Source organism: Bdellovibrio sp. KM01 (assembly GCF_013752535.1).
GTDB lineage: Bacteria > Bdellovibrionota > Bdellovibrionia > Bdellovibrionales > Bdellovibrionaceae > Bdellovibrio.
Window position 1 is genome coordinate 1,884,158 of sequence record NZ_CP058348.1, and the last position, 24,841, is coordinate 1,908,998.

Annotated in this window: 22 protein-coding genes and 1 riboswitch; of the genes, 15 read left to right on the forward strand and 7 right to left on the reverse strand. The window is 45.8% G+C overall.

The window, feature by feature from the left end; translation table 11 throughout:
* Positions 1-25: 25 nt before the first annotated feature.
* The 4 genes from HW988_RS09225 to HW988_RS09240 form a co-directional block, all read right to left on the reverse strand.
* On the reverse strand, positions 26-1,006 hold the full coding sequence (locus tag HW988_RS09225; protein ID WP_181607403.1) for a Crp/Fnr family transcriptional regulator: 981 nt from the start codon (positions 1,004-1,006) through the stop codon (positions 26-28).
* 182 nt (positions 1,007-1,188) lie between these two features.
* Positions 1,189-1,845: a CoA transferase subunit B gene (locus HW988_RS09230; RefSeq protein ID WP_181607404.1), complete on the reverse strand. Its 657-nt coding sequence runs from the start codon at positions 1,843-1,845 to the stop codon at positions 1,189-1,191.
* Between the two features lie 3 nt (positions 1,846-1,848).
* Entirely contained in the window at positions 1,849-2,547 is a 699-nt protein-coding gene (locus HW988_RS09235) for a CoA transferase subunit A (RefSeq protein ID WP_181607406.1), read from the reverse strand.
* A gap of 50 nt (positions 2,548-2,597) precedes the next feature.
* Complete coding sequence (locus HW988_RS09240; protein WP_181607407.1) at positions 2,598-3,773, reverse strand: acetyl-CoA C-acetyltransferase; 1,176 nt, start codon at positions 3,771-3,773, stop codon at positions 2,598-2,600.
* Positions 3,774-3,856: 83 nt separating this feature from the next.
* Between HW988_RS09240 and HW988_RS09245 the strand changes: the two genes are divergently transcribed.
* From HW988_RS09245 to HW988_RS09260, 4 genes are all read left to right on the forward strand, one after another.
* On the forward strand, positions 3,857-4,840 hold the full coding sequence (locus HW988_RS09245; RefSeq protein WP_255490293.1) for a DUF4097 family beta strand repeat-containing protein: 984 nt from the start codon (positions 3,857-3,859) through the stop codon (positions 4,838-4,840).
* Between the two features lie 68 nt (positions 4,841-4,908).
* A complete protein-coding gene (locus tag HW988_RS09250) occupies positions 4,909-5,826 on the forward strand; it encodes a hypothetical protein (RefSeq protein WP_181607409.1) in 918 nt (305 codons plus the stop codon).
* Between the two features lie 335 nt (positions 5,827-6,161).
* Positions 6,162-6,259, forward strand: a riboswitch (purine riboswitch).
* The gene (locus HW988_RS09255; RefSeq protein WP_181607411.1) at positions 6,253-6,729 is read left to right on the forward strand and encodes an HNH endonuclease signature motif containing protein; all 477 of its coding nucleotides are present in this window, start codon (positions 6,253-6,255) and stop codon (positions 6,727-6,729) included. It overlaps the preceding riboswitch by 7 nt.
* Before the next feature lie 161 nt (positions 6,730-6,890).
* A complete protein-coding gene (locus HW988_RS09260) occupies positions 6,891-7,331 on the forward strand; it encodes a hypothetical protein (protein ID WP_181607413.1) in 441 nt (146 codons plus the stop codon).
* Positions 7,332-7,343: 12 nt separating this feature from the next.
* Here the strand turns inward: HW988_RS09260 and HW988_RS09265 are convergent, their stop codons facing one another.
* The gene (locus HW988_RS09265; protein ID WP_255490294.1) at positions 7,344-7,994 is read right to left on the reverse strand and encodes a hypothetical protein; all 651 of its coding nucleotides are present in this window, start codon (positions 7,992-7,994) and stop codon (positions 7,344-7,346) included.
* Positions 7,995-8,049: 55 nt separating this feature from the next.
* Between HW988_RS09265 and miaB the strand changes: the two genes are divergently transcribed.
* The 7 genes from miaB to guaA all read left to right on the forward strand — a co-directional run bounded on the left by miaB (position 8,050) and on the right by guaA (position 17,097).
* Positions 8,050-9,423: a tRNA (N6-isopentenyl adenosine(37)-C2)-methylthiotransferase MiaB gene (gene miaB, locus HW988_RS09270; protein ID WP_181607414.1), complete on the forward strand. Its 1,374-nt coding sequence runs from the start codon at positions 8,050-8,052 to the stop codon at positions 9,421-9,423.
* Positions 9,423-9,977 (forward strand): bifunctional nuclease family protein, encoded by a 555-nt coding sequence (locus HW988_RS09275; protein WP_142700186.1) that lies wholly within the window; start codon positions 9,423-9,425, stop codon positions 9,975-9,977. Before miaB ends, HW988_RS09275 begins: the two co-directional genes overlap by 1 nt.
* A gap of 73 nt (positions 9,978-10,050) precedes the next feature.
* The gene (locus tag HW988_RS09280; protein ID WP_181607416.1) at positions 10,051-12,258 is read left to right on the forward strand and encodes a cation:proton antiporter; all 2,208 of its coding nucleotides are present in this window, start codon (positions 10,051-10,053) and stop codon (positions 12,256-12,258) included.
* Between the two features lie 74 nt (positions 12,259-12,332).
* Positions 12,333-13,481 (forward strand): formylglycine-generating enzyme family protein, encoded by a 1,149-nt coding sequence (locus tag HW988_RS09285; RefSeq protein ID WP_220128847.1) that lies wholly within the window; start codon positions 12,333-12,335, stop codon positions 13,479-13,481.
* Positions 13,482-13,511: 30 nt separating this feature from the next.
* Entirely contained in the window at positions 13,512-14,030 is a 519-nt protein-coding gene (locus HW988_RS09290; RefSeq protein ID WP_181607418.1) for a gamma carbonic anhydrase family protein, read from the forward strand.
* 74 nt (positions 14,031-14,104) lie between these two features.
* Complete coding sequence (gene guaB / locus HW988_RS09295) at positions 14,105-15,568, forward strand: IMP dehydrogenase (protein WP_181607419.1); 1,464 nt, start codon at positions 14,105-14,107, stop codon at positions 15,566-15,568.
* Between the two features lie 5 nt (positions 15,569-15,573).
* Complete coding sequence (guaA, locus tag HW988_RS09300) at positions 15,574-17,097, forward strand: glutamine-hydrolyzing GMP synthase (RefSeq protein WP_181607420.1); 1,524 nt, start codon at positions 15,574-15,576, stop codon at positions 17,095-17,097.
* Between the two features lie 7 nt (positions 17,098-17,104).
* Here the strand turns inward: guaA and HW988_RS09305 are convergent, their stop codons facing one another.
* Positions 17,105-17,479 carry a cupin domain-containing protein gene (locus HW988_RS09305; RefSeq protein ID WP_181607697.1) on the reverse strand — a complete coding sequence of 125 codons (375 nt, stop codon included), beginning with the start codon at positions 17,477-17,479 and terminating at the stop codon, positions 17,105-17,107.
* A gap of 99 nt (positions 17,480-17,578) precedes the next feature.
* On the reverse strand, positions 17,579-18,091 hold the full coding sequence (locus tag HW988_RS09310; RefSeq protein WP_181607422.1) for a hypothetical protein: 513 nt from the start codon (positions 18,089-18,091) through the stop codon (positions 17,579-17,581).
* A gap of 163 nt (positions 18,092-18,254) precedes the next feature.
* On the opposite strand from HW988_RS09310, the gene HW988_RS09315 reads away from it, so the two are divergent.
* From HW988_RS09315 to dnaE, 4 genes are read left to right on the forward strand one after another with little or no spacing between them, the layout of a single operon-like run.
* Complete coding sequence (locus tag HW988_RS09315; RefSeq protein WP_181607423.1) at positions 18,255-19,001, forward strand: DUF5602 domain-containing protein; 747 nt, start codon at positions 18,255-18,257, stop codon at positions 18,999-19,001.
* Positions 19,002-19,028: 27 nt separating this feature from the next.
* Positions 19,029-19,964 (forward strand): hypothetical protein, encoded by a 936-nt coding sequence (locus tag HW988_RS09320; protein WP_181607424.1) that lies wholly within the window; start codon positions 19,029-19,031, stop codon positions 19,962-19,964.
* Between the two features lie 42 nt (positions 19,965-20,006).
* Positions 20,007-21,263, forward strand: a complete 1,257-nt coding sequence (locus HW988_RS09325) for an MFS transporter (protein ID WP_181607426.1) — start codon at positions 20,007-20,009, stop codon at positions 21,261-21,263.
* 36 nt (positions 21,264-21,299) lie between these two features.
* The gene (dnaE, locus tag HW988_RS09330; RefSeq protein ID WP_181607427.1) at positions 21,300-24,836 is read left to right on the forward strand and encodes a DNA polymerase III subunit alpha; all 3,537 of its coding nucleotides are present in this window, start codon (positions 21,300-21,302) and stop codon (positions 24,834-24,836) included.
* Positions 24,837-24,841 lie beyond the last annotated feature (5 nt).

The following is a 24,841-nucleotide window of genomic DNA, read 5'->3' on the forward strand; positions in this document are numbered from 1 at the left end:
GACTTTTCCGGGGCTTTTTTTGCTTTTAGCGCAGTCTGCGTTTTAAGTTGTTTAAAAGAGTCCAATTGTTTGCTTGAGGTTCGACAAAAGGCAGCTCCAGCATAACGAAAACGCTTGAACCATCCATGATTTTTTCATTTAAGTATTTCTTTTCAATCAGACTATTAACATCATCGGGCTTAATTAATTGGCCGAACTCTTTAACTGAATCATTTTGCAGATCAGTGAGGCTTACTTTATTAAGACCCTTTTTATCTGGTTCAACTTTTTTCGCAAAGTGAATCAAGGCATTTAAAACTTTGCATTCTTGCTCTGTTAAAGGATCTTTTTTATCTTTTTCTTGTTTGTAGATCCAGTCATTGTACCAATCAACAAATGCAAAAAGTTCTGCCGCTTTCATGTTGACGATTTTTTGCGTGCCATCGCCACGATCTTCCTGGGACGCGAAACCCAATTCAGTCAACGCGTTTACAAGGGAATTCATTTTGTTTGTGGCTTCTTGGAATATTTGAATCGTGTAGTTACGAAGCAATACCGAGGAAATACTGACGCCGTTGGCTTCGGGTTTTCCATACTTGTTGCAAACAAAATTAAAAATCGACATCAGCTTGTTGATCACATGAGGTGGAAAGCGTTCTTCATCGGCGTTGGCTGTTTCAAGCTGTTTCAATTTTTTGTTGGATTCACGAATGGTCTCATTCAGATTCTTTAAAATGGCACGAACCCACACTGGCAGCTGATCCAGCTGTTTATTCAAAGATTCATAGGGGAGAGCGATGACTTCTGTTTCTTTGATTGCTTTAACGTTCGCACTGCGAGGCTTGTTGTCGAACAAACCCATTTCACCAACCATAGAGCCGGGGCTGATTTCTGCTAAAGAAACTTCTGATTGGCCTTTTGTTTTTGTGACTGCGAGCAATCCGGATTTGATAATGTACATCGCGTCCGCTGGATCACCTTCGCGAAATAAGTAATTATCTTTTGCGATCTTTTTTGCCTCAGCCACGCACAGGTCCTTCCCGAGAAATTGTTGCATTTAGTATCTCGAAAAAAAGAGCTGGGATCACTGGGAAAACTACGGACTGGACTTTAGCTGGTACGGACACACTTTCTCCAAAAAAAAGCCCGAGGTTGCACCCCAGGCTTACATTATTGGAGAAAGTGTGTCTTCACCTCTGGCGCGACCTTTTAGAAAGTCATCGCTTTGCAGTCAGGGGCGATTGTCATTTTGCCCTCTGTGGCTGCTAGAACTTTTTCCGGAGACATATCCGGAGCATATTCTTTTAAAACGAAACCTTTATCAGTTACTTCGATCACTCCGAAATCGCTGACGATTTTCTTGATACACTTGATGCCAGTTAAGGGCAGGGTGCATTTTGTGCGAAGTTTGGAGTTTCCTTCTTTGTCCGTATGTTGCATGGCTACAATAACGTTACGAGCACCAGCAACAAGATCCATGGCTCCGCCCATGCCTTTTACCATTTTGCCCGGAACCATCCAATTTGCGATAGAACCTTGCTCGTCCACTTCCATGGCACCCAGAACCGTTAAGTCCACGTGACCACCGCGAATCATCGCGAAAGAATCAGCGCTAGAAAAGAAACTTGCACCCGGCACGGCCGTCACAGTTTGCTTACCTGCATTGACTAGATCTGGATCGACTTTGTCTTCGGTGGGATATGGGCCCATTCCTAAAAGACCGTTTTCGCTCTGTAACATAACGGACATTCCCTTGGGGATGTAGTTAGCTACCAAAGTTGGAATACCGATGCCTAGGTTCACGCAGAAACCATCTTGTACTTCTTGGGAAATTCTTTGTGCGATTTGTTCTCTTGTTAATGGCATGAATTACCCCTTGCTCACAGTGCGCTGTTCGATGCGTTTTTGATAATTCGTTCCCTGGAAAATTCTTTGAACGAAGACGCCTGGGGTGTGAACTTGATCTGGATCCAATTCACCCACTTCAACCAATTCTTCAACTTCTGCAACTGTGATTTTGCCGGCAGTTGCTGCCATCGGATTAAAGTTGCGTGCTGTTTTTCTGAAAACAAGATTTCCGAACTTGTCACCCTTCCAGGCTTTAACCAAAGCGAAATCACCCACGATACCGCGCTCAAGAACATAATCGCGACCCTCGAAGTTTTTGATTTCTTTACCTTCAGCCACCAAAGTTCCCACACCTGTTGGCGTGTAGAATCCTGCGATACCCGCGCCACCAGCGCGAATACGCTCGGCCAAAGTTCCCTGAGGACAGAACTCAAGTTCAAGCTCGCCGCTCATATATTGTTTTTCGAACAAGGCATTTTCACCCACATAAGATGAAATCATTTTTTTGATCTGACGTTTTTGCAAAAGCAAACCCAAACCAAAATCATCCACGCCGGCATTGTTGGAAACGCAAGTCAGATTTTTTACTCCGCGTTCAACCAAAGCTGCGATGGAATTTTCAGGGATACCGCAAAGACCAAAGCCACCGACGACCAAAGTCATTCCGTCTTTCACGCCTTCCAGCGCTGACATGGCATCTTTATAAACTTTTTTGCTCATGATGTTTCTCCAAATGAAAAAGGCTGCCTCGGTGGGCAGCCCCTAAGCAATTATGCCTTCTCGATGATCAATGCTACGGCTTCACCGCCACCAATACACAAAGTCGCCAGACCATAGCGTTTGTTATGAGTGTGAAGTGCGTGAACCAAAGTCGTAAGGATACGAGCGCCAGAAGCACCGATCGGGTGACCGATGGCGACCGCACCACCGTGAACGTTTACTTTAGCAGCTGGAATTTCCAGTTCTTTCATTGCTACTTGAGTAACAACTGCGAACGCTTCGTTGATCTCCCAAAGATCGATATCGCCCACTTTCAAGTTTGCTTTTGCAAGCGCCTTTTTGATCGCGCCAACTGGAGCTGTGGTGAAATATTTTGGTTCATGAGCGAACGTGCCGTGGGCAACGATTTTCGCCAAAGGTTTTGCGCCACGCTTTTTAGCTTCAGATTCAGACATCAAGACGTGAGCCGCGCCCCCGTCGTTGATTTTAGAAGCATTCGCCGCCGTGATTGTTCCCGCTTTGTCGAACGCTGGTTTCAATCCAGGAATTTTGTCGAAGTTCGTGTTGAACGGTTCTTCGTCTTTATCGATAACCACGTCGCCTTTGCGACCCGCAACTGTTACTGGAACGATTTCGTTTTTGAAAACGCCATCAGTCCAGGCTTTTTGTGCTTTTTTATAAGAGTCGACAGCAAAAGCATCTTGTTCTTCACGAGTGAAGTTGTGCTCTTTTACGCAGATCTCTGCAGCATTACCCATGTGGAAATTATTGTAGGGGTCCCAAAGACCGTCTTTGATCATGGAGTCCGTCATTTGAGTGGCACCCATGCGGTAACCCGTACGAGAATTTTCAAGCAAGTGCGGAGCCAAAGTCATGTTCTCTTGACCACCAGCCACTGCGATTTTCGTGTTACCCAATTGAATGTTATCAGCAGCCAGCATCACGGCTTTAAGGCCAGATCCGCAAACTTTATTGATCGTCATGCATGGAGTATTGTTGCTAAGACCAGCGAAAAGAGCTGCTTGGCGTGCGGGAGCTTGCCCAACACCGGCAGTCAAGACTTCACCCATAATGACTTCATCGATTTCATTCGGGGAAACATTTGCACGAGTTAGAGCTTCTTTAATCGCAGCTGCGCCTAGTTTGGGAGCAGGGACTGCACCGAAACCACCTTGAAAGGATGCGACAGGAGTTCTGACGCTGCTGACAATCACTACATTTTCCATAATTCACCTCTTCATGTTGAAAATCGTAAAAAAATTATCTTAAATAGAGTCTGAGTCAATATTTCAGAATTTGGAGACAACGCATGTCAGCGATCACGGTCATCTTGATGAGTCTTTTTGTTCAGCCTCTTTTTGCAGCCACGTTTGAGGCTCCGGTTCAAGAAGGCACTCGTTTGGTTCTTAAAGGTTTTGAAGCTCAGGTGCAGCTTGTCGCAGTGCCCGGATCAAATGCCGTCAAAATCTCTGGAGTAGACGAATCAGGTATGGAAGGCGTCTACGTGGTGACTAAGAAAGATAATATCATCGAAGTCAGCATGAATGAATTCGGCAGCAAAAAAACCTGGATGAATATCTTGCCGAAAGCGAACTCTCAGATGAAAAAAATTGAGATCTCGGGTGCCCCGATCCCGGTGGAGATTCAGCTTAAAGGTGGCAGCGTTATTGCGCAAAGATGGAGCAAAGATCTGAAAGTGAGCATGACTTCAGGTCGTGCGGTGACCTCCAATGGTACGGGATCTTTGCAGCTGTACGTGCAAAAAGGCGAGATCAGCGTCAGTGATCATGTAGGGCGTGTGAATGCCGACGGATATTCAGGAGTCATGAATCTTAAAAACATTCAGGGTGATATCGATGCCTCGATGTTTTCTGGTCAGTTGAATATCGAAAAAGTTCGCGGCTTCGTATCGCTTTCAACACAGCAGGCCACAGGAAAAGTGAACCAGGGCTCTGGTACAATCCAATTTGAAAATGGAAAAGGCAGTTTGAATTTGCAGGCATTCCAAGGGCGTCTGGAAGGACAAAACCAAGAAGGAAACGTCAGCATCACAATGGCCTTGGATTCCGAAGTGGATGTGAAATCCAAAGCAGGTCGCATCAATATCACCTCACCCGCAGCTTCGGGGGCTAGCGTCAATCTGTACACAGTGGATGGTGAGATCTTTGTTCCGAATGAATTGAAAGTAAACAAGTTAAGCTCAGAGAAAAGTGTTCGCGGACGTCTGCGTGGCACAACACAAAGAGGCAGCATTTCTGTGCGCAGCCAAGAGGCGACAATTCTAGTGAAATGAGTTGACAGCCCAAGCTCTATGATTCAGGTATTTGAAGGTACATTCACCATCGTCAACTAGGTAAAATAATGGCAAAAATCGTTAAAAAGAAGCCCGCAGCAAAGACACCAGCAAAACCGGCTAAAAAAGCCCCAGTAAAAGCTGCGTCAAAACCTGCACCTAAAAAAGCAGCTCCGAAAACTGTTGTTAAGAAGAAGGTTGAAAAAGCTCCTGTAAAGGCAGCTCCAAAAAAACCGGAAGTTAAGAAAAAGGTCGAAGCCAAGGTTGAGCCTAAGGCAAAAGTTCCTGCGAAATCCGCTAAGGAAGTCAAAGAGACGAAAGCCGAAGTTGCAAAAAAAGAGAAAGTCGAAAAAAAGGCTGCGGCCGCTCCGGCTCCTGAAAAAGCCGTTGCTCCAAAAAAAGAGGCGAAAGCCGCTAAAAAAGGCGCAAAAGGAAAAGGCAAAGAAAAAGACGACTCTGAAATGGATGATGATTTTATCGCCGATGACGACATGATGGGCGATGAGATCGGGGAGTACGAAGAGGAGCTTAAGGCCGTCGAAGAATCCGAAGAGGAAATCGACGTCGTTGAGGAATGGGCTCCTGAAGACAAAGACAAGTCAGACGAAGAAATCGTTCTGACAGATGCCGAAGGCCGCCGTTACTGCCGTGCTCGTGATTGCGATCAAGTTGCGGTTGTTGATGTGTACTGCCGTTACCATTACCTTTTGTTCTGGAAGAAAATCCAAGTACGTAAGAAGATCCTTACGGATGGTAAACTTGAGCGTTACGTTGAGGAATTGACGTCACGTTATCCAGATAAATTCCTTGAGATGATTCGTCGCGATTTGCGTACTGAGAAGGACTTCTTGGCTGCCATTCAAGAGCTTGAGATTGACGAATCAGGAGCAGAAAACGAGTTTGAAGAAGATACTAATGCATTTATTGAAGAAGTGCGTGGTATGGGGGACTCTGGCGGGAATGCATCGGACGACGACGAGTACTAGGGCGCACCGGCAAATCCGATTTACCTGCGTTGCTGCGTCGTCGCTGTACTGATAGTACAGCTTCCTCCTGGCGCCTTGTTAAATCGAATTTTCCAGCACGCTTAAGTTTAATTATTGATATTGGAAAGCCTCACTCTGACGAGTGGGGCTTTTTTTTTGGCTGCTTTGCTGCTGCGCGCAAAGAGCCGCCTTTGGGGATGGGGAGGCTTTGGGAGAGGGAAATCCGTGGGAAATCATGGATTTACATTTGTTAATTTGGAGCCGCTTGGCGCGAGTGCTTGCGTCATGGAATTTTGTAGTACATATTTTATTGCCATCTCGAACCCAGATTGGTACCAGTAGCCGCAAGTTACCTAAATATATGTCGGAAATACGGTCCGACGTTTCTACCTGCCACCATTAATGGCAGACTATTTGGAGATATAAATGAAGAACTTATTCGTTCTTTTCGCGATCCTTGTTGCTTCCGTTACTTCCCACGCTCAAGAGCAGTTCCCAATTGGGCCAGATCATAATCTGACTCCGGGTTCATTGTGCTCTCGTCCAAGCGAACACCGCTATCCAGAAGGTATCAACTACTGTGAGCGTGACGTTGATTCTGACGTTAAAAGAGGCCGTTTCGCGGCTTACGATCAATTGGGCTTCCGCACTCGCCAAATGGATCGCCAAGCTTTCAAAATTGACCATTACATCCCACTTTGCATGGGTGGATCTAACAACATCGATAATTTGTGGCCACAGCATAAATCTGTGTATGAAATCACAGATTCTTTGGAGCAACTTCTTTGTCAGAAAATGGCTGAAGGTAAACTTTTGCAAAAAGATGCTGTTCGAATCATCGTTCAAGCGAAAAACAACTTGGATCAAGTTCCTGCGATCCTAGCGCGCGCATACGCTCTATAATTGATTTGACTATCTCTTCCGAGGGGTAAGGCTCACTTCCAGTATTAGGGGTGGGCCTTTTTCGTTTACAACTCTGAATTTTTGCCACGGGGATGCCTAAACCCCCCAAATTCCATGAGATTTATGATAGAAACCCTCATTCTTTTGAATGGAGTTTCCTAATGAAAATCCTGGCTCTTATCCTTACTTCTTTGATTGGAACTGGCGCATGGGCAGCACAATCCAAAGAACAGAAAACACTCGGCTGCAGTGTTCTTTATAACGTTGAAAACAAAGACGGTACTGACGTTCCTGGTGTCTATGAAGACCTGGATACGTCCAAGCTTGATATTAAGACAGTAGTCGGTAAAACAGCGACGTCATCCGATGCCTACCTAAAATTGCAGGCAGCAACCCAAACCGATGAAAATGGCAAAGATCTGCTGACGTTGAATGTATGGGATGCAAAATCCAAAGTACTTTTGGCGAAAATTAAAAATGCCGTATTGGTGAATGAATTAAATTTATTTGTGCGTTTGCCAGAGGAAACTCGGACCCGCATGAAAAAGAAAAACATGGGCGATATCGCCTGGGCTGAACTTTGGTGCTCAATCTCGGAATAAAAAAAAAGCTCCCTAGTGGAGCTTTTTTTTATTCCCGCTAAACATCTTCGGGCCTTTTTCGTCGTCATCATCAGAGTCATCGATGTCCTCTTCTGAATCTTCATAATCCTCATCGTCTTCATCGCGGGGAGGGCTTAGTTCTTCGCTTTTTTCCGCTCTGGAAAGAGCATCCTCTGATTCCGATTCTTCGTAAATCATAGTGTCATCATCAACACCCAAAAGCTTGTTGGCTTCGGCTTCCAGATTGGAATTTTCTGTGGAGAATTGAAGATAAAGTTTTTTGCCCTGGAACGGAAATTCCTGCCAAACATATGGGAAATCAACTTCGCCTTCTTTTTCAAAATATTCCATCATCATGGAGGCAGCTGCATCCACGCAGTTGTGAATTCGAGAAACGGCGTCTTGTTGTTCCTGGGAGTAGTTCATGGAAACTTCAAAGTTTGCTTGCGCCAAGCGGCCTTGTTCATGATACCCAACGCGTAGCACAATTTCTTCGGTGTAGATACGGCCTTCGATAATCAGTTCAGCATCATCAAGGTATTGCGCGAAATTCTCGTTGAACACCGTCTGAATTTGATCTGAGTACTCTTTGGGGAAATTAGTCCATTTTTTGGAACTTTTCAGTCTTGGATTCATAGAGAGTGGCTCCTCGAACTTTGACATTTCTAAAGTGCTCCTCTATAACTCACTTTCTTTGATGACACAAGAGGTAAGACACGTGGATGAACTGAGCCAAAATCCTGAAATCACCAATCAAATTCAGAGCATGAATCAAGATGTCGGTCAGGGCCGTGGCGTCTACATTTCTACGTATGGTTGCCAGATGAACGTGAACGATACAGAGCGCATGCATTCTCTTTTGGAAATGCAAAACTTTGTTCCGGTGCAAACACCGGAAGAGGCGTCTTTGATCATCATCAATTCTTGTAGCGTTCGTGAAAAACCGGTTCATAAGGTTTATTCTGAAGTCGGTACTTTCAGAAAGATGAAAGAGAAAAACCCGGAGCTTCGTATTGGCGTTGGCGGTTGCGTGGGCCAACAGGAAAAAGAAAATCTTATTAAGAATCAGCCAATGATCGATTTCGTGTTTGGTACTGATCAGATCGATTCTCTTCCGTATCTGGTGGCTGATAGTTTTATGGATCGTGAAAAACGCATCAATGCTAAATTCCAGCATCGTGCGCCTTATCATATCGAAACCCTGGTTCGTAATCCAGGTGTCGCGACGTTTGTGAACATCACCAAGGGTTGCGATAATTTCTGTACATTCTGTGTGGTGCCTTACACTCGTGGTCGCGAGAAATCTCGTCCGTTGCAACACATTTTGACGGATATCCGTCATTTAGTAAAACGCGGGATGAAGGAAGTGACTCTGCTGGGTCAAAACGTAAATTCCTATTCCGATAGCGACGTCGATTTTGCTGATTTGATGGCAAAGGTGGCGACAGAGACGGATGTGGAAAGAATTCGTTTCACGACATCTCATCCAAAAGACTTTAACCAAAAGCTTGCGGATACGATGGCGGCCCATCAAAACAAAATCATGGAATATATCCATTTGCCGTTCCAAAGCGGCAGCACGCGCGTATTAGAGCGTATGAATCGTATTTACACGCGTGAAGAGTATTTGGAAAAAATCGCGATGCTTCGTAAGTCGATTCCAAATGTGGTTTTCTCGACTGACATCATCGTGGGCTTTCCCGGTGAAACGGAAGAGGACTTCCAGGATACGATGAACATGGTTCAAGAAGGTGGCTTTGAAACTATCTTTGCTTTCAAATACTCGCCACGTCCGTTCACGAAAGCTGCGAAATTTGAAGATCAAATTGCGGAGGAAGTAAAGTCGGAGCGTTTGAATCGTCTTTTCGATATGCATGACAAAATGTCTTTCGAATTGGTGAAAAGATACGAAGGCCAAGTTTTGAAGGTCTTAGTTGAAAACACAGATCGTGAAGAAGGAAAAGTTCACGGCCGCAGCACGGGCAATAAACTTGTTCACTTAAAGGGCTCTGCTGATTTGATCGGGAAAACAGTGGATGTTCGCATCACACGTGCGTTTCCGGCGACATTCCACGGAGAGTTGGTTCAATAATGAAAGAAGAAGTTTTAGATTTGAACAATCTGAAAGCAAACATCATCTTCGCTGAGGAATCTCATGATGAAGAAACCTTCCATCAGGAAGACCTGGTGCAGTTGTTCCCATACGGTCTTTCCGTGACGGGGGATATTTCTCGTCCTTTCCTTTTATTGAAAGATGAATCCCATGCTTATACTTTGCCTGTGGCAGTTTCGCCGATCGAAGCAGGTGTGGCGTTGTCTCAGTCGAATAAAAGCATTGCAGAGTCCACTCCGCACAAATTCACTCAGCTTCTTATGGAATCTTTAGGGATTGAAGTACGCCAGGCCGTGTTTGTTGAAATCAAAGGTGCGAACCAGTACGTTCGTCTTTATTTGACGGGACATCCAAAAACAAACTCGATCAAAGTGCGCGCAGATGAAGCTATGTCATTGTGTCTTCACTTGGGCACTCCGATTTTTGCGACTAAAAACTACATCGGCCGCTCGAAAGTCATGAATGCAGCGGTGGAGAGCAACTCCCACGTACTCCAAAACATGTCTGGCGAAAAGCCTAGATATCTGAACTAAAAATTAAATTAACATTTGAAAAATTGCTGTACTGCAAATTGTTTTAAGGCTCTGTTGTTGAAACAATAGAGCCATGATTCATCTACCACCATTAATTTACGATCTTGGGATAATTCTGGTAGTGGGCGCCTTGGTGACCCTGCTGTTTAAAAAGCTCCGACAGCCTTTGGTGTTGGGTTATCTTGTTGCAGGTTTCCTGGTTAGTCAGCATTTTCCGTATCTTCCAACTATTCAAGACAAAGCCAATATAAGCACATGGGCCGAGATCGGTGTGATCTTTCTTTTGTTTGGTTTGGGGTTGGAATTCAGCTTTAAAAAACTAGTAAAGGTCGGTGGCTCTGCCGGATTCACCGCGGTGTTTGAAGTGATCTTCATGGTGGGCTTGGGCTATCTGGTGGGAAGATTGATCGGGTGGAATTCCATCGACAGTCTTTTTATGGGTGGTGTGCTTTCGATTTCTTCAACCACCATCATTGTGCGTGCCTTCCAGGAATTGAATATGAAGGGTCAGCGCTTTGTGGAGTTGGTCTTTGGTATTTTAATCGTGGAGGACATCGTCGCCGTTTTGCTTTTGGTCTTGTTGCCATCGTTGGCAATGAGCGAAGGCTTAAATATGGGTTCACTGATGACGGTGACTCTGCGAATGGTTTTCTTTATTTTACTGTGGTTCGTGGTGGGAATTTTTCTTTTACCCGTATTCTTGCGCAAAATCCGGACACTGCTAGAGGAGGAAACGACGTTGATCGTTTCGATCGCTCTATGTTTTATGATGGTGGCGATTTCATCTTTGGCGGGATTCTCTCCGGCGTTGGGGGCTTTTGTGATGGGTTCGCTTTTAGCAGAGACTCCCGAAGGTCATCACATTGAAAAACTGATCAATCCGGTAAAAAATCTTTTTGCAGCTGTTTTCTTTGTTTCCGTGGGAACGATGATTGATCCACAGATCATCATGGATAAGCCCGCCCTGATTCTGCTTCTGACACTGGTTACGATCTTTGGTAAATTCCTAAGTACTTATTTGGGGGCTTTGCTAACAGGCCAAAGCCGAAAAACTTCGATGCAGTCAGGGATGAGTCTTGCGCAAATCGGGGAGTTCTCTTTTATCATCGCAGCTCTTGGTACGACACTTAAGGTGACTAGTGATTTCATTTATCCTTTGGCAGTGGCCGTTTCAGCAGTCACGACATTTACGACACCCTATATGATCAAAGCATCGCCGTGGTTCACAGAGGCTATGGATCGCTTATTGCCGGATCGCCTTAAGAAGGCCATGGATAACTATAAGTCATCTTTCGAACGCCAAGGAACTCGCAACGTCGGATCTTTGCTGGCGGAGGCTTACGGAATGAAGATCATTTTAAATTCCGTGGTGATCGTAGCTTTGACTTTCGGATTTAAAAAGTTTGCGGCTCAGTTCTTGCAAAAAGTTCTACCGGACTTTGAGCACGTGAACGGTGTGAGCTTAATGCTTTGTATGATTCTCTCGGCTCCATTTTTCTGGGGCTTGGTTAAGGGGCGTCCTGCAAAAAAATTAGCGCAAGATCTGGATGTCATGGCAAGGCTTCGTCGTTTGATTCCGGGGATCACCTTTGCGCGCGTGTTGCTGGCAATCGTACTGCTGGCAGGCTTGGTCGCGCAGTTTGTTTCCTTAAGACTGGCATCCGGCGCCTTGGTCGGTGCAGTTTTAGTGATGGGTGTGCTTTCGTACCGCTATGGCGAAAAAGTCTACAAGCTTTTTGAGGGCGAGTTTTTATCAAACCTCACCGAAAAAGAGCGCGAAGAGATTTCTAAGCGTGACGAGATCACGCATCTCGCATTGCCGTGGGATGCCTCAATCAGTGTTTTGGAAGTGGCCGTGGATTCCACGTGGGCTGGTCGCACTCTGCGTGAATTAAAATTTAAAGAAAACTACAGTGTGACGATTGCTTCGGTGATTCGTGGCACTCGTCGCTTTTTCGCGCCGGCTGGGGATTTTATCTTGTGGCCATTTGATAAAATCGTCTGCTTTGGAAGTGAGGCAGAGTTACTTGATTTGAATAATAAAGTAGAACAAGAGCGAATTCATAAATGGCAAGAAGCGGAAACGCCGAAATACCGCATGGGCTCATTTGTTGTTCAGGACGAAGAGACCTACTTGGGTAAGACCATTCGCGAGAGTGGTATCCGGGAAGCGAAAAAGATTCTGGTCGTTTGTGTGGAGCGAGGTAAAGAAAGAATCCTGGGGCCCTCTGCTGGTACGGTTTTGCAGGCAGGTGATCTAGTCTGGTTTGTGTCGGAATAAAAATTGACCCTTTCGCTTGGCAGCGCGAAAATTAGAAAAGTATCTTCAAAAGTTTTGTATGAAAGGCCTCGGTCATGCCTACAAAGTTTTCCCGCAAGATTCTTTTTTTCGTTGCCGTTATTATTGGCCTGGGATTTTTCGTGGGCGGTTCCACCGCCATTTCTCAGCTTCACGCTCCTCTCACTCAAGAAGACATAGCTGCTTTATCAGAACCAGATTTGTCTGAGGATATGGTGGCGGCGATGAATCCTTCGAATCCAAATTTTGGTCAAAGTATGGTTTGGATTCCTGGTGGCGAATTTTGGATGGGCAGTAACAATCCCGGGGTCATCGATGCGCAACCTGAACATCGCGTTCATATCGATGGATTCTGGATGGATCAATATCTTGTCACCAATCGTGATTTTATGGATTTCGTGGATCAAACCGGATATGTCACGGTCGCGGAAAGACGACTGGATCCGAAAGACTATCCTGATTTGCCAGCAGAGCTTTTAGCTCCGGGTGCCATCATTTTTAGTCCTCGTATCGATCGAACCGATTTGGGAATTTCTGGATCCGTTTATTGGCGCTGGCAACCCGGTGCAAATTGGCGTCACCCGGAAGGGCCTGGCAGCGATTTGCGCGGACGAGAGTTGATGCCCGTGATTCATGTATCCTATGCGGATGCAGAAGCCTATGCGAATTTCAGAGGAAAACGTCTGCCTACAGAAGCTGAATGGGAGTACGCCGCTCGTGGTGGGCTGGATCGTATGCCATTTAGTTGGGGAAAAGATTTCCGTCCTTCTGGAAAGTTTATGGCCAACACCTGGCAGGGAAATTTTCCTTACTTTGATTCTGCCGAAGATGGTTTTAAAGGACTTTCTCCCGTGGGAAGTTTTCCTCCGAATGGCTATGGACTGTATGATATGACGGGAAACGTCTGGCAGTGGGTCTCTGATTGGTATCGCCCTGATTATTTCAAACACCAGGCAGGTAAAGTGACGATGAACCCGCAAGGACCAAAAACTTCAGAGAAAGGTCCCGATCCATCCTATAAAAAAAGGGTGCAAAAAGGCGGTTCATATCTTTGCACAGATTTCTATTGTTCGAATTTGGATCCTGGAGCTCGTCGTCGTGGCGACGTGTGGAGTGGATCACCTCAGGTGGGTTTTCGTCTGGTTACTTCTGAGCCAGCAAACGCCTCATTTACCTTTAAGCAAAAATTTTCCCAATACCGATAGCCCTGTGCTAGGATTGCTTACGAGGTTTTTATGAGCAATCCATTTGTCAAAGCACGGGGCAAGTCTCCCATCGTTGCAGAAAAAGTTTTTATCGCCGACAACGCACGTCTGATTGGTGATGTGGAAGTCGGTGAAGGCTCTTCCATCTGGTACAATGTCACGATCCGCGGCGATGTCATGCCTATTAAGTTGGGTAAAGAAGTGAATGTTCAAGATGGCAGTGTGGTTCATGGAACATACGGAAAGTATGGAACGACCCTGCATGACCGAGTTACTGTGGGGCATTTAGTTATGTTGCATGGCTGCGAAGTCGGTCGTGCAACGCTCGTGGGTATGGGGTCAATTTTGATGGATGGCGTAAAAGTAGGAGAGCACTGTCTGATTGGAGCGGGGTCTCTCTTGACGGAAGGCACCGAAATTCCTCCGCGCAGCCTGGTTGTGGGGCGTCCTGCTAAGGTTAAACGCGCTTTGACAGACGAAGAGGTCGCCTTGCTGGAGAAGTCAGCAGATAATTACCTGCTATATAAAACGTGGTACAACGAGGTCTAGTCTTAACAAACTCCTGAAGGTCTTCTTGTTGAACTCTGTATTGATTCAACAGAGAATACTTGCAGGAGTTTTTTATGGAACGTGAAATCCCTTTAGCGCTGACTTTCGACGATATCTTACTTCTTCCTCAATTCTCAGAAATCATTCCCACAGACGTGGTCCCAAGATCTTTTTTTGCCCGGGACAAATTTTTAAATACACCCATTGTTTCTGCTGCCATGGATACGGTGACCGAAAACCGCACGGCACGCGTGATGGCTCAATTTGGTGGCCTTGGCATCATTCATAAAAACTTCTCTATCGAGAAGCAGGCTCTTGAAGTTGAAAAGGTAAAAAAATATGAAAGCGGTATGATCATGGATCCCATCACATTGGGGCCGGATCAACTGCTGCAAGAAGCTTTGGATCTGATGGAAAAGTTTTCTATCAGTGGCGTGCCTATCACTGTCGATGGTTTGTTAGTGGGAATTTTAACAAATCGTGATTTGCGTTTTGAAGAAAATTTCAATCAACCGATTCGTAACCTGATGACTCAGGAAAAACTGGTTACCGCGAAAATGGGTACGACTCTTGATGAAGCGAAAAAGATTTTGCAAAAACATCGTATCGAAAAACTTCCGGTGGTGGATGCTAAAGGCAAACTTAAAGGTTTGATCACCATCAAAGACATCGAGAAAGCGAAAAACTATCCGCAAGCCACGAAAGACAACCATGGTCGTCTATTTGTGGGGGCTGCGATCGGTGTGGGGACGGATTCAGCAGAGCGCGCCGAAGCCTTGGTGGCAGCAGGTGTTGATGTTCTGTGTGTGGATACAGCCCATGGTCATTCCAAGAATGTTTTGGATATGGTGAAGCATGTTTCAAAAAAATATAAAGACGTGATTATTATCGCCGGTAACGTTGTAACGGCGGATGGTACGAAAGCGTTGATCGACGCCGGTGCTGATGTAGTTAAAGTCGGAGTAGGACCTGGTAGTATTTGTACGACACGTGTCGTGGCGGGTGTGGGTATGCCGCAAATTTCTGCAGTGATGGATTGTGCGCGTGTGGCGAAAGCTGCGGGTAAAACAATTATCGCTGACGGTGGTATCAAATTCTCTGGTGATATCACGAAAGCCTTAGCTTTGGGGGCAAACACCGTGATGATCGGGAACTTGCTTGCCGGTGCGGAAGAATCACCGGGCGAAACAATCCTGTTCCAGGGGCGTAGTTATAAAGTTTATCGCGGCATGGGTTCCATAGGAGCAATGGCTCGTGGCTCGAAAGACCGCTATGGGCAAATGGATATCGAGGACAATGAAAAGCTGGTTCCAGAAGGTATTGAAGGTAAGGTTGCCTATAAGGGACCTGCGTCGGGAATCATCCATCAACTGGTGGGTGGTTTGAAATCTGGTATGGGATACTTGGGCGCAGGTAATATTGACGAACTTCAAAAACGTGCGAAGTTTGTTCAAATCAGTGCGGCGGGTTTGCGTGAATCTCACGTGCACGATGTTAGCATCACCAAAGAAGCTCCGAACTATAGAATTGAAAGTTAATCGCTATGCTACGTGGATTTATCATTTTGGATTTCGGTTCGCAATTCACTCAGTTGATTGCGCGTCGTTTGCGTGAAATGGGATATTATTCAGAGATTCATTCTTACCAATATCCCACAGAAGAAATCATTAAAAAGAAACCTTACGGAATTATTTTGAGTGGCGGACCGAACTCGGTTTACGAGACAGGATCTCCGCAAAGAAATATCCAGGAACTTCGTAACATAAGTCCTTTGTTTTGCGTATGTTATGGAATGCAGTTACTGACTCATTCATTGGGTGGCAAGGTTACGAAAGCTCAGCATCGTGAGTACGGCCTTAATTATGTAACATGGACTGAAGTCGTAAAAGGCGTTCCGCAAAAACAGAAAGTCTGGATGAGTCACGGTGACGTAGTTGAAGCTGTGCCTGAGGGCTTTAAAGTCATCGCAACTTCTGATGGTGATCACCCCGCAGCGATGCGTGGCGAGAACGTCCTGGCGGTGCAATTCCATCCTGAGGTGGTCCATACCGAGCACGGTTTGGATCTGTTGAAGTATTTTACCGCGGATATGTGTAAAGCCCCTGCTGATTGGGATGCGCCTCACATCAAAGATCACTTGATGGACGATATTCGTAAGAAAGTCGCCCCGGAAGACCACGTGTTGGTTGGATTAAGTGGAGGCGTTGATTCCACTGTGGTCGCAACGTTATTAACGAAAGCGCTGGGTGCCGATCGTGTTCACTGTGTATTTGTCGATAATGGTTTGCTTCGTAAAAACGAGTACGAAAATGTTTTGCAAAGCTATCAAGGCTTAGGTTTGAACGTTCGCGGTGTTGATGCTTCGAAAGAATTCATGGACGCCTTGGCTGGTAAAACAGATCCTGAAGATAAACGTAAAGCCATTGGCCGCGTGTTTATCGAGGTTTTTGACAAGAGTTATGACAAAGCACTTCCGATCAAGTGGCTTGCGCAAGGGACCTTGTATCCCGATGTGATTGAAAGCGTTTCTTCAATTGGTGGCAGTGTCACGATCAAGTCTCACCACAATGTGGGTGGCTTGCCGGAAAAAATGAAATTGAAATTGTTGGAACCCGTTCGAGAGCTTTTTAAAGATGAAGTTCGCGCGATGGGAGCTCAGTTGGGATTGTCGAAAGAACTTTTATGGCGTCATCCTTTTCCTGGTCCGGGTCTTGCGATTCGTGTCTTGGGTGAAGTCACGCCAGAAAAGTTGCGTATCTTGAAAGATGCTGACGATGTTTATATTTCACAACTGCGTAAGCACGGTCTGTATGACAAAATATGGCAGGCCTTCTGTGTGCTGTTGCCAGTGAGAACGGTGGGCGTGCAAGGTGATTCCAGAACCTATGATCACGTTCTGGCTTTGCGTGCAGTGACTTCTAGTGACGGCATGACGGCGGATTGGTATCCGTTTGAATTCGCCTTCCTGCGCGAAGTTTCCAACCTTATTACCAATAAAGTAAAAGGTGTGAATCGCGTGGTCTATGACGTCACCAGTAAGCCTCCCGGGACGATTGAGTGGGAGTAGTTTCTATTTAATGCTGGTGGGTGTGTCCTTGTTTGGCATAATCCACCATGCCTTGGAAGTCGATCAGAACCACGGGTTCATTGCCGACGACCCAAGCATCGTGTCCCGGAGGAATTAACGAAACTTCGCCGGGGCCGCATTCGATCTCTTTTCCGTCATCCATTTTAATTCTTAAAGTTCCCGACACATGATACTGAAAGTGCGGAGCTTTGCAGCTGTCAGTCTTAGCAATCGGTTTAACGGATTCAGACCATTTCCAGCCGGGTTGCAGTGTCGCGCGACCGACGATAGCGCCGTCGAAATCCAGTAGTTCCAAGCGTCCCAGTGGGAATTCGCGAACCTCTTTGGTTTCAGAAAAATCCAGGGCGGTCAGTGCACCCATGACGTTTGAGTTCTTATTGTGTTGTTGTTCAGAAGAGATATTACTTTGCAGAGCCATACTTGCCTCCTAAAATAGCGAATAGCTTATTCGACTCGTAAATTATTGAAGTCCACATTCTAATTTAAACTTTTCCCAGTTCCCAATTTGCTTGGCGTCGGTATGAATGGTGTTGGTGATGCGTCCACCGCCTCCCACCGCTGTGACATAGTTGCCGCTGATGGTTTGCAAAGCGTAAATCCCGCCACCGATCGAGATGGTTTTAAATTTTTCCCAAGCTTGTAGTTGGGTGGCGTCGGAATGGATAACGTCAGTGATGCGTCCGCCACCGCTGACAGCTGTCAAATAGTAGCCTTTGACAGTTTTTAAGCCGTAATTAATATAGGAATCACCATCGCAGGAATCTTCAAAGATGAATGTTTCCCAGGACCCAATTTTTTTCGCATCCGTGTGAATCACATCCGTAATTCTGCCCCCGCCGCCAACGGCTGTCACATAATGACCATTGTATGTTTTAATTGCGCATTTAATAGGTCCATTGCAAGCCAGAGAAATACTGGCAAAGCATTGCACGATCAACAGAGAGAATCCCGTCAGGATGAGAGTCTTTTTCATAGGCACTCCTTTTGAGTGATGGCGTTGTGTCCTTAGCAAACTCCCAAGAAATCATTCTCGCAAGGCCGGGATGTTGCAATGCAATTTGAATTTCAGCATAACTGGATTGGTTCAGGAAAATCCCCGGAGTAGAATTTAGAATGTCTTCTGCCTTGGAGGCTTCATGAAATCATTTTTCATAGTGGTATTTCTATTCTCTTTAACGGCTCGTGCGGAGACGGTGATCTTGGGACCTTCGCAGAATATCGGCGAAGGCCAGGCTTCAAGTTTCGTAAAAATGGATGAGACCAGTTTGATCACATCCTTGGGATTGGTGTTTTCTGGAAAATGTCTGCAAGGACTTCCGGATAGCAAAGGACATGACTATGAATACAATCTGGATTTGCCAGAGGGTGTTTTAGCGCCTCCTTTTGATCACTTCACCATGAATTGGAATCCTCATGGTCATGTTCCTGATGAAATATACGGGGTTCCACATTTTGATTTTCACTTTTATTTTATAACCAAACATGAACAGCACATGATTCCTTGTGATGGTACGGATAATGCGACTTGTATGAAGCAGCCACCTGCGGATTACATCCCTCCCTATTATATTTCAGGGCCGGGTGGGGTCCCGATGATGGGATGGCATTGGGTGGACTTTCGCTCTCCAGAATTTCACGGCCAGCCTTTTACGACGACCTATATTTATGGATTCTATAATGGAGAAATGATTTTTCTGGAGCCGATGATGGCTCTTTCATACCTGCAAACCAAACCGCAGTTCACCAAAGAGGTGCCGCTACCTAAGAACGTGGCAAAGCCCGGAAATTATCCAGCCAATTATTCATTGATGTACGAGTCAGTTCAGGATTTGTATTGGTTGTCTCTGGATAAATTGACGGAGCTTAAGAGCGGTAATTTATGATTTGAAAATTAAAAAATGGAGGTTTCCATGAATCGTTTCAAGTGGATTTTGCTGACGGTGGCTTCTATGGCTGTCGTGGCCGTTGCAGCGGAGCATATTTTCTTTCAGACAGCGGGAACGTCTGCGTTTGGCTATGTGAAAGATATCAACAACCTTCGTCAGGTGAAAAAAGTTTTACAAGATTATGAACTCTTGGTGATGTATGGTCCCGCAGATTCACAAAGCCTTTATCTGGTCGACAGCAAATTAACCACGCAGTATTCTTTGGATGTCGATGGTATTGCCGGAAAATTGAAGATGGAAGTTCGTACTGGAGACAATTTGCAAATTCCTCTTTGGAACAAAGCCGAAGACGCAACCGGCATCGATTATGATCACGAATTTGGTTTGGTGACGACCGGACTTTCCCAATGTTGTGGGGCGGTTACGGGTTATCGTGCCTATGACGTGAAGTCGGGATATTTAATTCTGTCATTCAATTCTTTTTCGGGTGGCAATGGGGCTGTTCAGCATCCCTTCGTCCTTGATGTGCCGAATTCACAGCTGCCACAAAGATACATCGGTGTCATCAGCGGCGACAGCACTCGGGATCAGGATTTCGTAACACCAGCTCCGGGAATGGTAAAAACGGCATTGGTAAAAATGGGAATTGTCGGCAAGTTTTATCAACGTTTGCAGTTGGATATGAAAGTCGCTGAAGGTTACGCGCCAAGTATCATGTCAGTTACGATGGAAAAGAATCCGAATGATCCTGACAGCGGTAAAATTGAGATCAACAATGATGTTGCGACACTTTGGAATATTGATGGAGGTACAGATCCCAATGCCATTCAGGGTGTGCAAATGAAGATCGTCGTAAATGGTGGTGACGGAGATAAAACTGTCATCATTCCGGTTGTGAATGATCGTCTGAATCTTGACCAAGCGACAGTCCCTGAGGGCGTCAGTCTGAAAGCGCAGTAACGCCAGTCTTGCGAATTGTAGAGAGTTACACTATCATGTCTCATGCTTATTAATGTGACTCCTCTTCGCAAGTATCGTGACTTTCGCCTTTTATTTTTCGGACAGATGATTTCTCTCTTAGGAAGTATGGTGACCTATGTTGCTATACCTTATGAGGTCTACGAACTGACCAAGGACAACTGGTTGGTTGGTATGTTGGGACTTGTGCAGCTTCTTCCAGTTTTAATTTTTGGTATTTTAGGTGGCACTTATGCAGATCGCATGGATCGTCGTAAGCTGCTTTTGACTTCTGAAATTATCATGACCTTGATTATTTTAGCGCAAGCTTTGAATGCATGTCGTGAAAAGCCTTCGGTTCCTTTGATCTTTGTATTGGTGGCTATTTTTCAATCTGTTCTGGGTTTCCATCGTCCCGCGATGGAAGCGATGACTCAAAAAATCGTTGATCCCGAAGATTATCCAGCCATTGGTGCCTTGGGAAGCTTCCGTTGGGCCACGGGCGCGATCGTCGGTCCTGCTTTAGGTGGAGTGTTGATTGCAAAATTTGGTGTGAAGGGGGCTTACTTCTTTGACGTCGTGAGTTTTGCGGCAGCTTTTATTGCGCTTTGGATGATGAGTCGTATGCCCGCTCCGGAGAAAAGAGATGTTTCTCCTTTGGAGGACGCGAAGGCGGGGCTAAAATATGCGCTTTCCAAACCTGAGCTGGTTGGAACTTATGTGATCGATATCGTCGCCATGGTTTTTGCATTTCCAGTCGCACTCTTTCCTGCGATGTCTGAAAATTGGGGAGGCGCGACTGCGGCTGGAGCCTTGTTCTCGGCAATGGCTGTAGGTTCCTTGATTATGACTTTGTTCAGTGGTTGGACCGGAAAAGTTCAACATCATGGACGAGCGGTGGTGATTGCTGCCACTTTGTGGGCGGTGTTCATAATCGGTGTGGGATTTGCACAAAACCTTTGGGTCGCGGTTTTATTTTTAGGGTTAGCGGGGGCCGCTGACATGATGAGTGGTTTGTTCCGTGGAATAATTTGGAATCAAACAGTGCCGAATGATTTGCGCGGTCGCTTGTCAGGGATTGAAATGATCTCCTATATGTCGGGTCCACTCCTTGGAAATGCCCGGGCTGGGTGGGTTGCTGCGAAATATTCTGTGCCGGTGAGTATTGCCAGTGGTGGTTTAATTTGTGCGGTTATGGTGGTTCTGACGGGGTTTATGCTCCCCCAGTTTTGGCGCTATAAGAGTCAAGGCAAAGATGAGCAAAAACTTATCCCTGCAGAGGGGTTAACGCAAGGCTCCTAATTTGAATAAAGGGGCTAGCTAAGATAAGAATTTAACATGTCTTTTGTTCATTTACATGTCCATTCTGAGTACTCCCTTTTAGAAGCTGCTTGCCGGGTCAAAGCGATCGCGAAAAAAGCAGCTGCGATGAATATGCCTGCTGCCGCATTGACGGATAACGGGAACATGTTTGGCGCTGTTGAATTTTACTTTGCCTGTAAAGACAACAACGTCAAACCACTGTTGGGATTGGATGCGTATCTTGCTCCAGGATCACGTTTAGAGAAAAAACAAGATCGTGATCAAGTGGCTCAAGGGCCTCGTCGCCTGGTGTTCTTGGCGCAAAATACCAAGGGCTATCAAAATCTTTGTAAGCTTTCGACAATTGGTTACCAAGAAGGTTTCTACTGGAAGCCGCGTATCGACTACGAGGTGATCAAAGAATATAATTCTGATTTGATCTGTTTGACGGGTGGACTTCGTGGTGAAGTCGCAGAAGCCTTCATGAAAGAAGGTGCTGATGCGGCTTTGGCGAAAATCCGTCAACTGAAAGAAATCTTTGATGACCGCTTGTATTTGGAAATGTGCCGTACCGGTGTTCCAGAGTGGGATCAAATCAATCCGTTCTTGCTGGAAGCTTCAAAAATCACAGGTGTCCCTGTGGTGGCTAGTAATGATGTTCACTACATGACTCAAGACGATCAGATCGCCCAAGAGGTGTTGATCTGTATCGGAACCAATAAAACTTTGAGTGATGAAAGCCGTTTCCGCTTGGGAACGGATGAATTCTATTTTAAAAAACCAGAGCAAATGGTTGAGTTGTTCTCTGATATTCCAGAGGCTATCAGCAATACTTTGCAAATCGCAGAACGTTGCGATGTGAAATTCAAACTTAAAGACGACGCGGGTAAGCCGATTTATCACTTGCCAACATTCCCGACAGACGAAGGTGTGACTTTGAAAGAAGACATCGCACGTCGTTCTAAAGAAGGTTTGCTGCTGCGTTTTGAAGAAGCTGCTGAACGAGGTGAACCTGTACCAGAGGAAAAAAAGCCTGAGTACTACACGCGCTTGGATTATGAGCTTGGTATTATCGATCGTATGGGATTCAATGGTTACTTCTTAATCGTCCAAGACTTCATCGGTTGGGCGAAAGATAACGACATCCCGGTGGGCCCTGGTCGTGGTTCCGGTGCCGGCTCCCTGGTTGCTTACGTTTTAAAAATTACGGATTTGGATCCACTTCCAAATTTCCTTCTGTTCGAGCGTTTCTTGAATCCAGAACGTATTTCGATGCCCGACTTCGATATCGACTTCTGTCAGGATCGTCGTCAGGAAGTGATCCGTTATGTGACTCAGAAGTACGGACAGGCTTCAGTTTCTCAGATCATCACTTACGGTAAATTGCAAACTCGTGCCGCCTTGAAGGACGTGGGCCGCGTTCTGGGAATGCTTTTCGCGGAAGTGGATCAAGTAACAAAATTGATTCCAGATAAATTGGGTATCAGTCTGAAAGAATCTCTGGAAATGGAGCCTCGTCTGACTGAGATGATGGAGATGAATCCAACGGTTGCGACTTTGATCGACCTTGCACAACGTGTGGAAGGTATGGTTCGAAACGCGGGTATCCATGCTGCCGGTGTTATTATCGGTGATGGTCAGTTGGTAAAGCATGCGCCTTTGTATAAAGGCGCTGATGGCGAGCAAGTCGTACAATACGATATGAAGCATGCCGAGAAAATCGGTTTGATCAAATTCGACTTCTTGGGATTAAAGACTCTGACTCACATCAACATGGCTTTGAAACTTATCAAAAAGAATCGTGGCAAGACGATCACTTCACGCATGATTCCGATGACCGATACCGCCACTTTTGAAATGATGTCACGTGGTGATACAGCGGGGGTATTTCAGTTCGAGGGTGAGGGTATCACCGATGCCACTCGTAAAATCCGTCCGTCGTCGTTTGCCGATATCACAGCGATCACGTCGTTGTACCGTCCAGGTCCGATGGCGAACATTCCTGACTTTACCGATCGTAAACACGGAAAAGCTCCGGTTGAATACTTGCTTGAAGATACCAAAGAAGTTTTATCAGAGACTTACGGTATCATGGTTTACCAAGAGCAAGTTATGGGTATTGCCTCTAGAATTGCCGGTTACTCTCTGGGCGAAGCCGACATGCTTCGTCGTGCGATGGGTAAGAAAATCAAAGAGGAGATGGATCAGCACCGCGAACGTTTCATGAAGGGTGCGATCGAAAGAGGCCACAACAAAGAACGTTCCTCAGATCTTTTTGATTTGATGTATAAGTTCGCGGACTACGGTTTCAATAAATCTCATGCCGCTGCATATTCTGTTGTGACGTTGCAGACGGCTTGGTTGAAATGCCATTATCCGGTTGAATTCTTCGCGGCACTTCTATCTACCGAGTTATCTGATACAGAAAAAATCGTAAAATACTCCAAGGATGCTGCAAAACGCGGTATCACAGTGAAATCACCGCATGTGAATTTCTCAGAATACTTCTTTGGTGCTCATGGGGACGAAGTTTACTTCGGTCTGGGAGGGATCAAAGGTGTGGGGCAAAATGCGGTGGAGGCGATCGTCGAAGCCCGTGAAAACATGCCAGACAAAAAGTTCAACTCCCTGGATGAGTTCTTTAATGCTATCGATCTTCGCCGTGTGAATAAAAAAGTGATTGAATGTTTGATCAAGGCCGGTGCCTTTGAAGGTTTCGGCGCGCATCGTGCACAGTTAATGGCGGGATATCAGAAATTTCTGGATCGCGCTCAAGGTTTGCAAAAGGACCGTGAGTTGGGGCAATCCTCCCTTTTCGATCTGGGGCCTTCGACGGAAACGATTGTGAAATTGGAAGAAGTTAAACCATGGAGTCGTACGGCTTCTTTGGCTTATGAAAAAGAAGTCTTGGGTTTCTATTTAAGTGATCACCCTTTGAAAGGGTTTGATACTTTGTCAGAGATCTTTACGTCTTGTAAGATCGTGGATTTGCCAGCGCAGATGCCAGCTCAAGGTTCGCCTGAATGGGAGGCCATGCAGGCCGCAAAAAAAGACTGGAAGAACCGCGATGCCGCTAAAAAACGTGTGGTGGTTGCCGGACTTATTACCGAGCTTCGCGAGCTTATTACAAAAAAAGGCACGCGTATGGCTTTCGGTAAGGTCGAAGATTTAACCGGAGCGGTGGAGTTAGTTATCTTCCCTGATGCATTTGCAAAAAATGGCGAGATGTTAAAAGACGAGCGTCCCATGTTGATTGGTGGTGGTCTTGAAGTCGAGGAAGGTGTTGCTAAAATCATGGTGGATTCAGTGTCTCCGCTAGAGGATATTCTGAAGAAAACCAAGCGCATGGTCTTTAGGCTGGATCGTATTCCACACGAAGACTATGGGCGTTTAAAATCATTGATGACGGAGAATCCCGGTCCAACGGCAGTCAGTCTAGAAATTGATATACCCGACGTCAGTCGCCGTGTGATGATGGATATAGGCGAGGGATCCGGAGTTAATGTCAGCAATGAATTCTTTGAAGGGGTGCATTCCCTTTTTGGACGAACGGATTTTATTGAATTGAGGTAAGAACA

Excerpts from the sequence above, each read along its gene's own strand:
- HW988_RS09230 (WP_181607404.1), bottom strand. The coding sequence starts at position 1,845 with ATGCCATTAACAAGAGAACAAATCGCACAAAGAATTTCCCAAGAAGTA.
- HW988_RS09235 (WP_181607406.1), bottom strand. The coding sequence starts at position 2,547 with ATGAGCAAAAAAGTTTATAAAGATGCCATGTCAGCGCTGGAAGGCGTG.
- HW988_RS09240 (WP_181607407.1), bottom strand. The coding sequence starts at position 3,773 with ATGGAAAATGTAGTGATTGTCAGCAGCGTCAGAACTCCTGTCGCATCC.
- HW988_RS09245 (WP_255490293.1), top strand. The coding sequence starts at position 3,857 with ATGTCAGCGATCACGGTCATCTTGATGAGTCTTTTTGTTCAGCCTCTT.
- HW988_RS09250 (WP_181607409.1), top strand. The coding sequence starts at position 4,909 with ATGGCAAAAATCGTTAAAAAGAAGCCCGCAGCAAAGACACCAGCAAAA.
- HW988_RS09255 (WP_181607411.1), top strand. The coding sequence starts at position 6,253 with ATGAAGAACTTATTCGTTCTTTTCGCGATCCTTGTTGCTTCCGTTACT.
- HW988_RS09260 (WP_181607413.1), top strand. The coding sequence starts at position 6,891 with ATGAAAATCCTGGCTCTTATCCTTACTTCTTTGATTGGAACTGGCGCA.
- HW988_RS09265 (WP_255490294.1), bottom strand. The coding sequence starts at position 7,994 with ATGTCAAAGTTCGAGGAGCCACTCTCTATGAATCCAAGACTGAAAAGT.
- HW988_RS09275 (WP_142700186.1), top strand. The coding sequence starts at position 9,423 with ATGAAAGAAGAAGTTTTAGATTTGAACAATCTGAAAGCAAACATCATC.
- HW988_RS09280 (WP_181607416.1), top strand. The coding sequence starts at position 10,051 with ATGATTCATCTACCACCATTAATTTACGATCTTGGGATAATTCTGGTA.
- HW988_RS09285 (WP_220128847.1), top strand. The coding sequence starts at position 12,333 with ATGCCTACAAAGTTTTCCCGCAAGATTCTTTTTTTCGTTGCCGTTATT.
- HW988_RS09290 (WP_181607418.1), top strand. The coding sequence starts at position 13,512 with ATGAGCAATCCATTTGTCAAAGCACGGGGCAAGTCTCCCATCGTTGCA.
- guaB (WP_181607419.1), top strand. The coding sequence starts at position 14,105 with ATGGAACGTGAAATCCCTTTAGCGCTGACTTTCGACGATATCTTACTT.
- guaA (WP_181607420.1), top strand. The coding sequence starts at position 15,574 with ATGCTACGTGGATTTATCATTTTGGATTTCGGTTCGCAATTCACTCAG.
- HW988_RS09305 (WP_181607697.1), bottom strand. The coding sequence starts at position 17,479 with ATGGGTGCACTGACCGCCCTGGATTTTTCTGAAACCAAAGAGGTTCGC.
- HW988_RS09310 (WP_181607422.1), bottom strand. The coding sequence starts at position 18,091 with ATGAAAAAGACTCTCATCCTGACGGGATTCTCTCTGTTGATCGTGCAA.
- HW988_RS09315 (WP_181607423.1), top strand. The coding sequence starts at position 18,255 with ATGAAATCATTTTTCATAGTGGTATTTCTATTCTCTTTAACGGCTCGT.
- HW988_RS09320 (WP_181607424.1), top strand. The coding sequence starts at position 19,029 with ATGAATCGTTTCAAGTGGATTTTGCTGACGGTGGCTTCTATGGCTGTC.
- HW988_RS09325 (WP_181607426.1), top strand. The coding sequence starts at position 20,007 with ATGCTTATTAATGTGACTCCTCTTCGCAAGTATCGTGACTTTCGCCTT.
- dnaE (WP_181607427.1), top strand. The coding sequence starts at position 21,300 with ATGTCTTTTGTTCATTTACATGTCCATTCTGAGTACTCCCTTTTAGAA.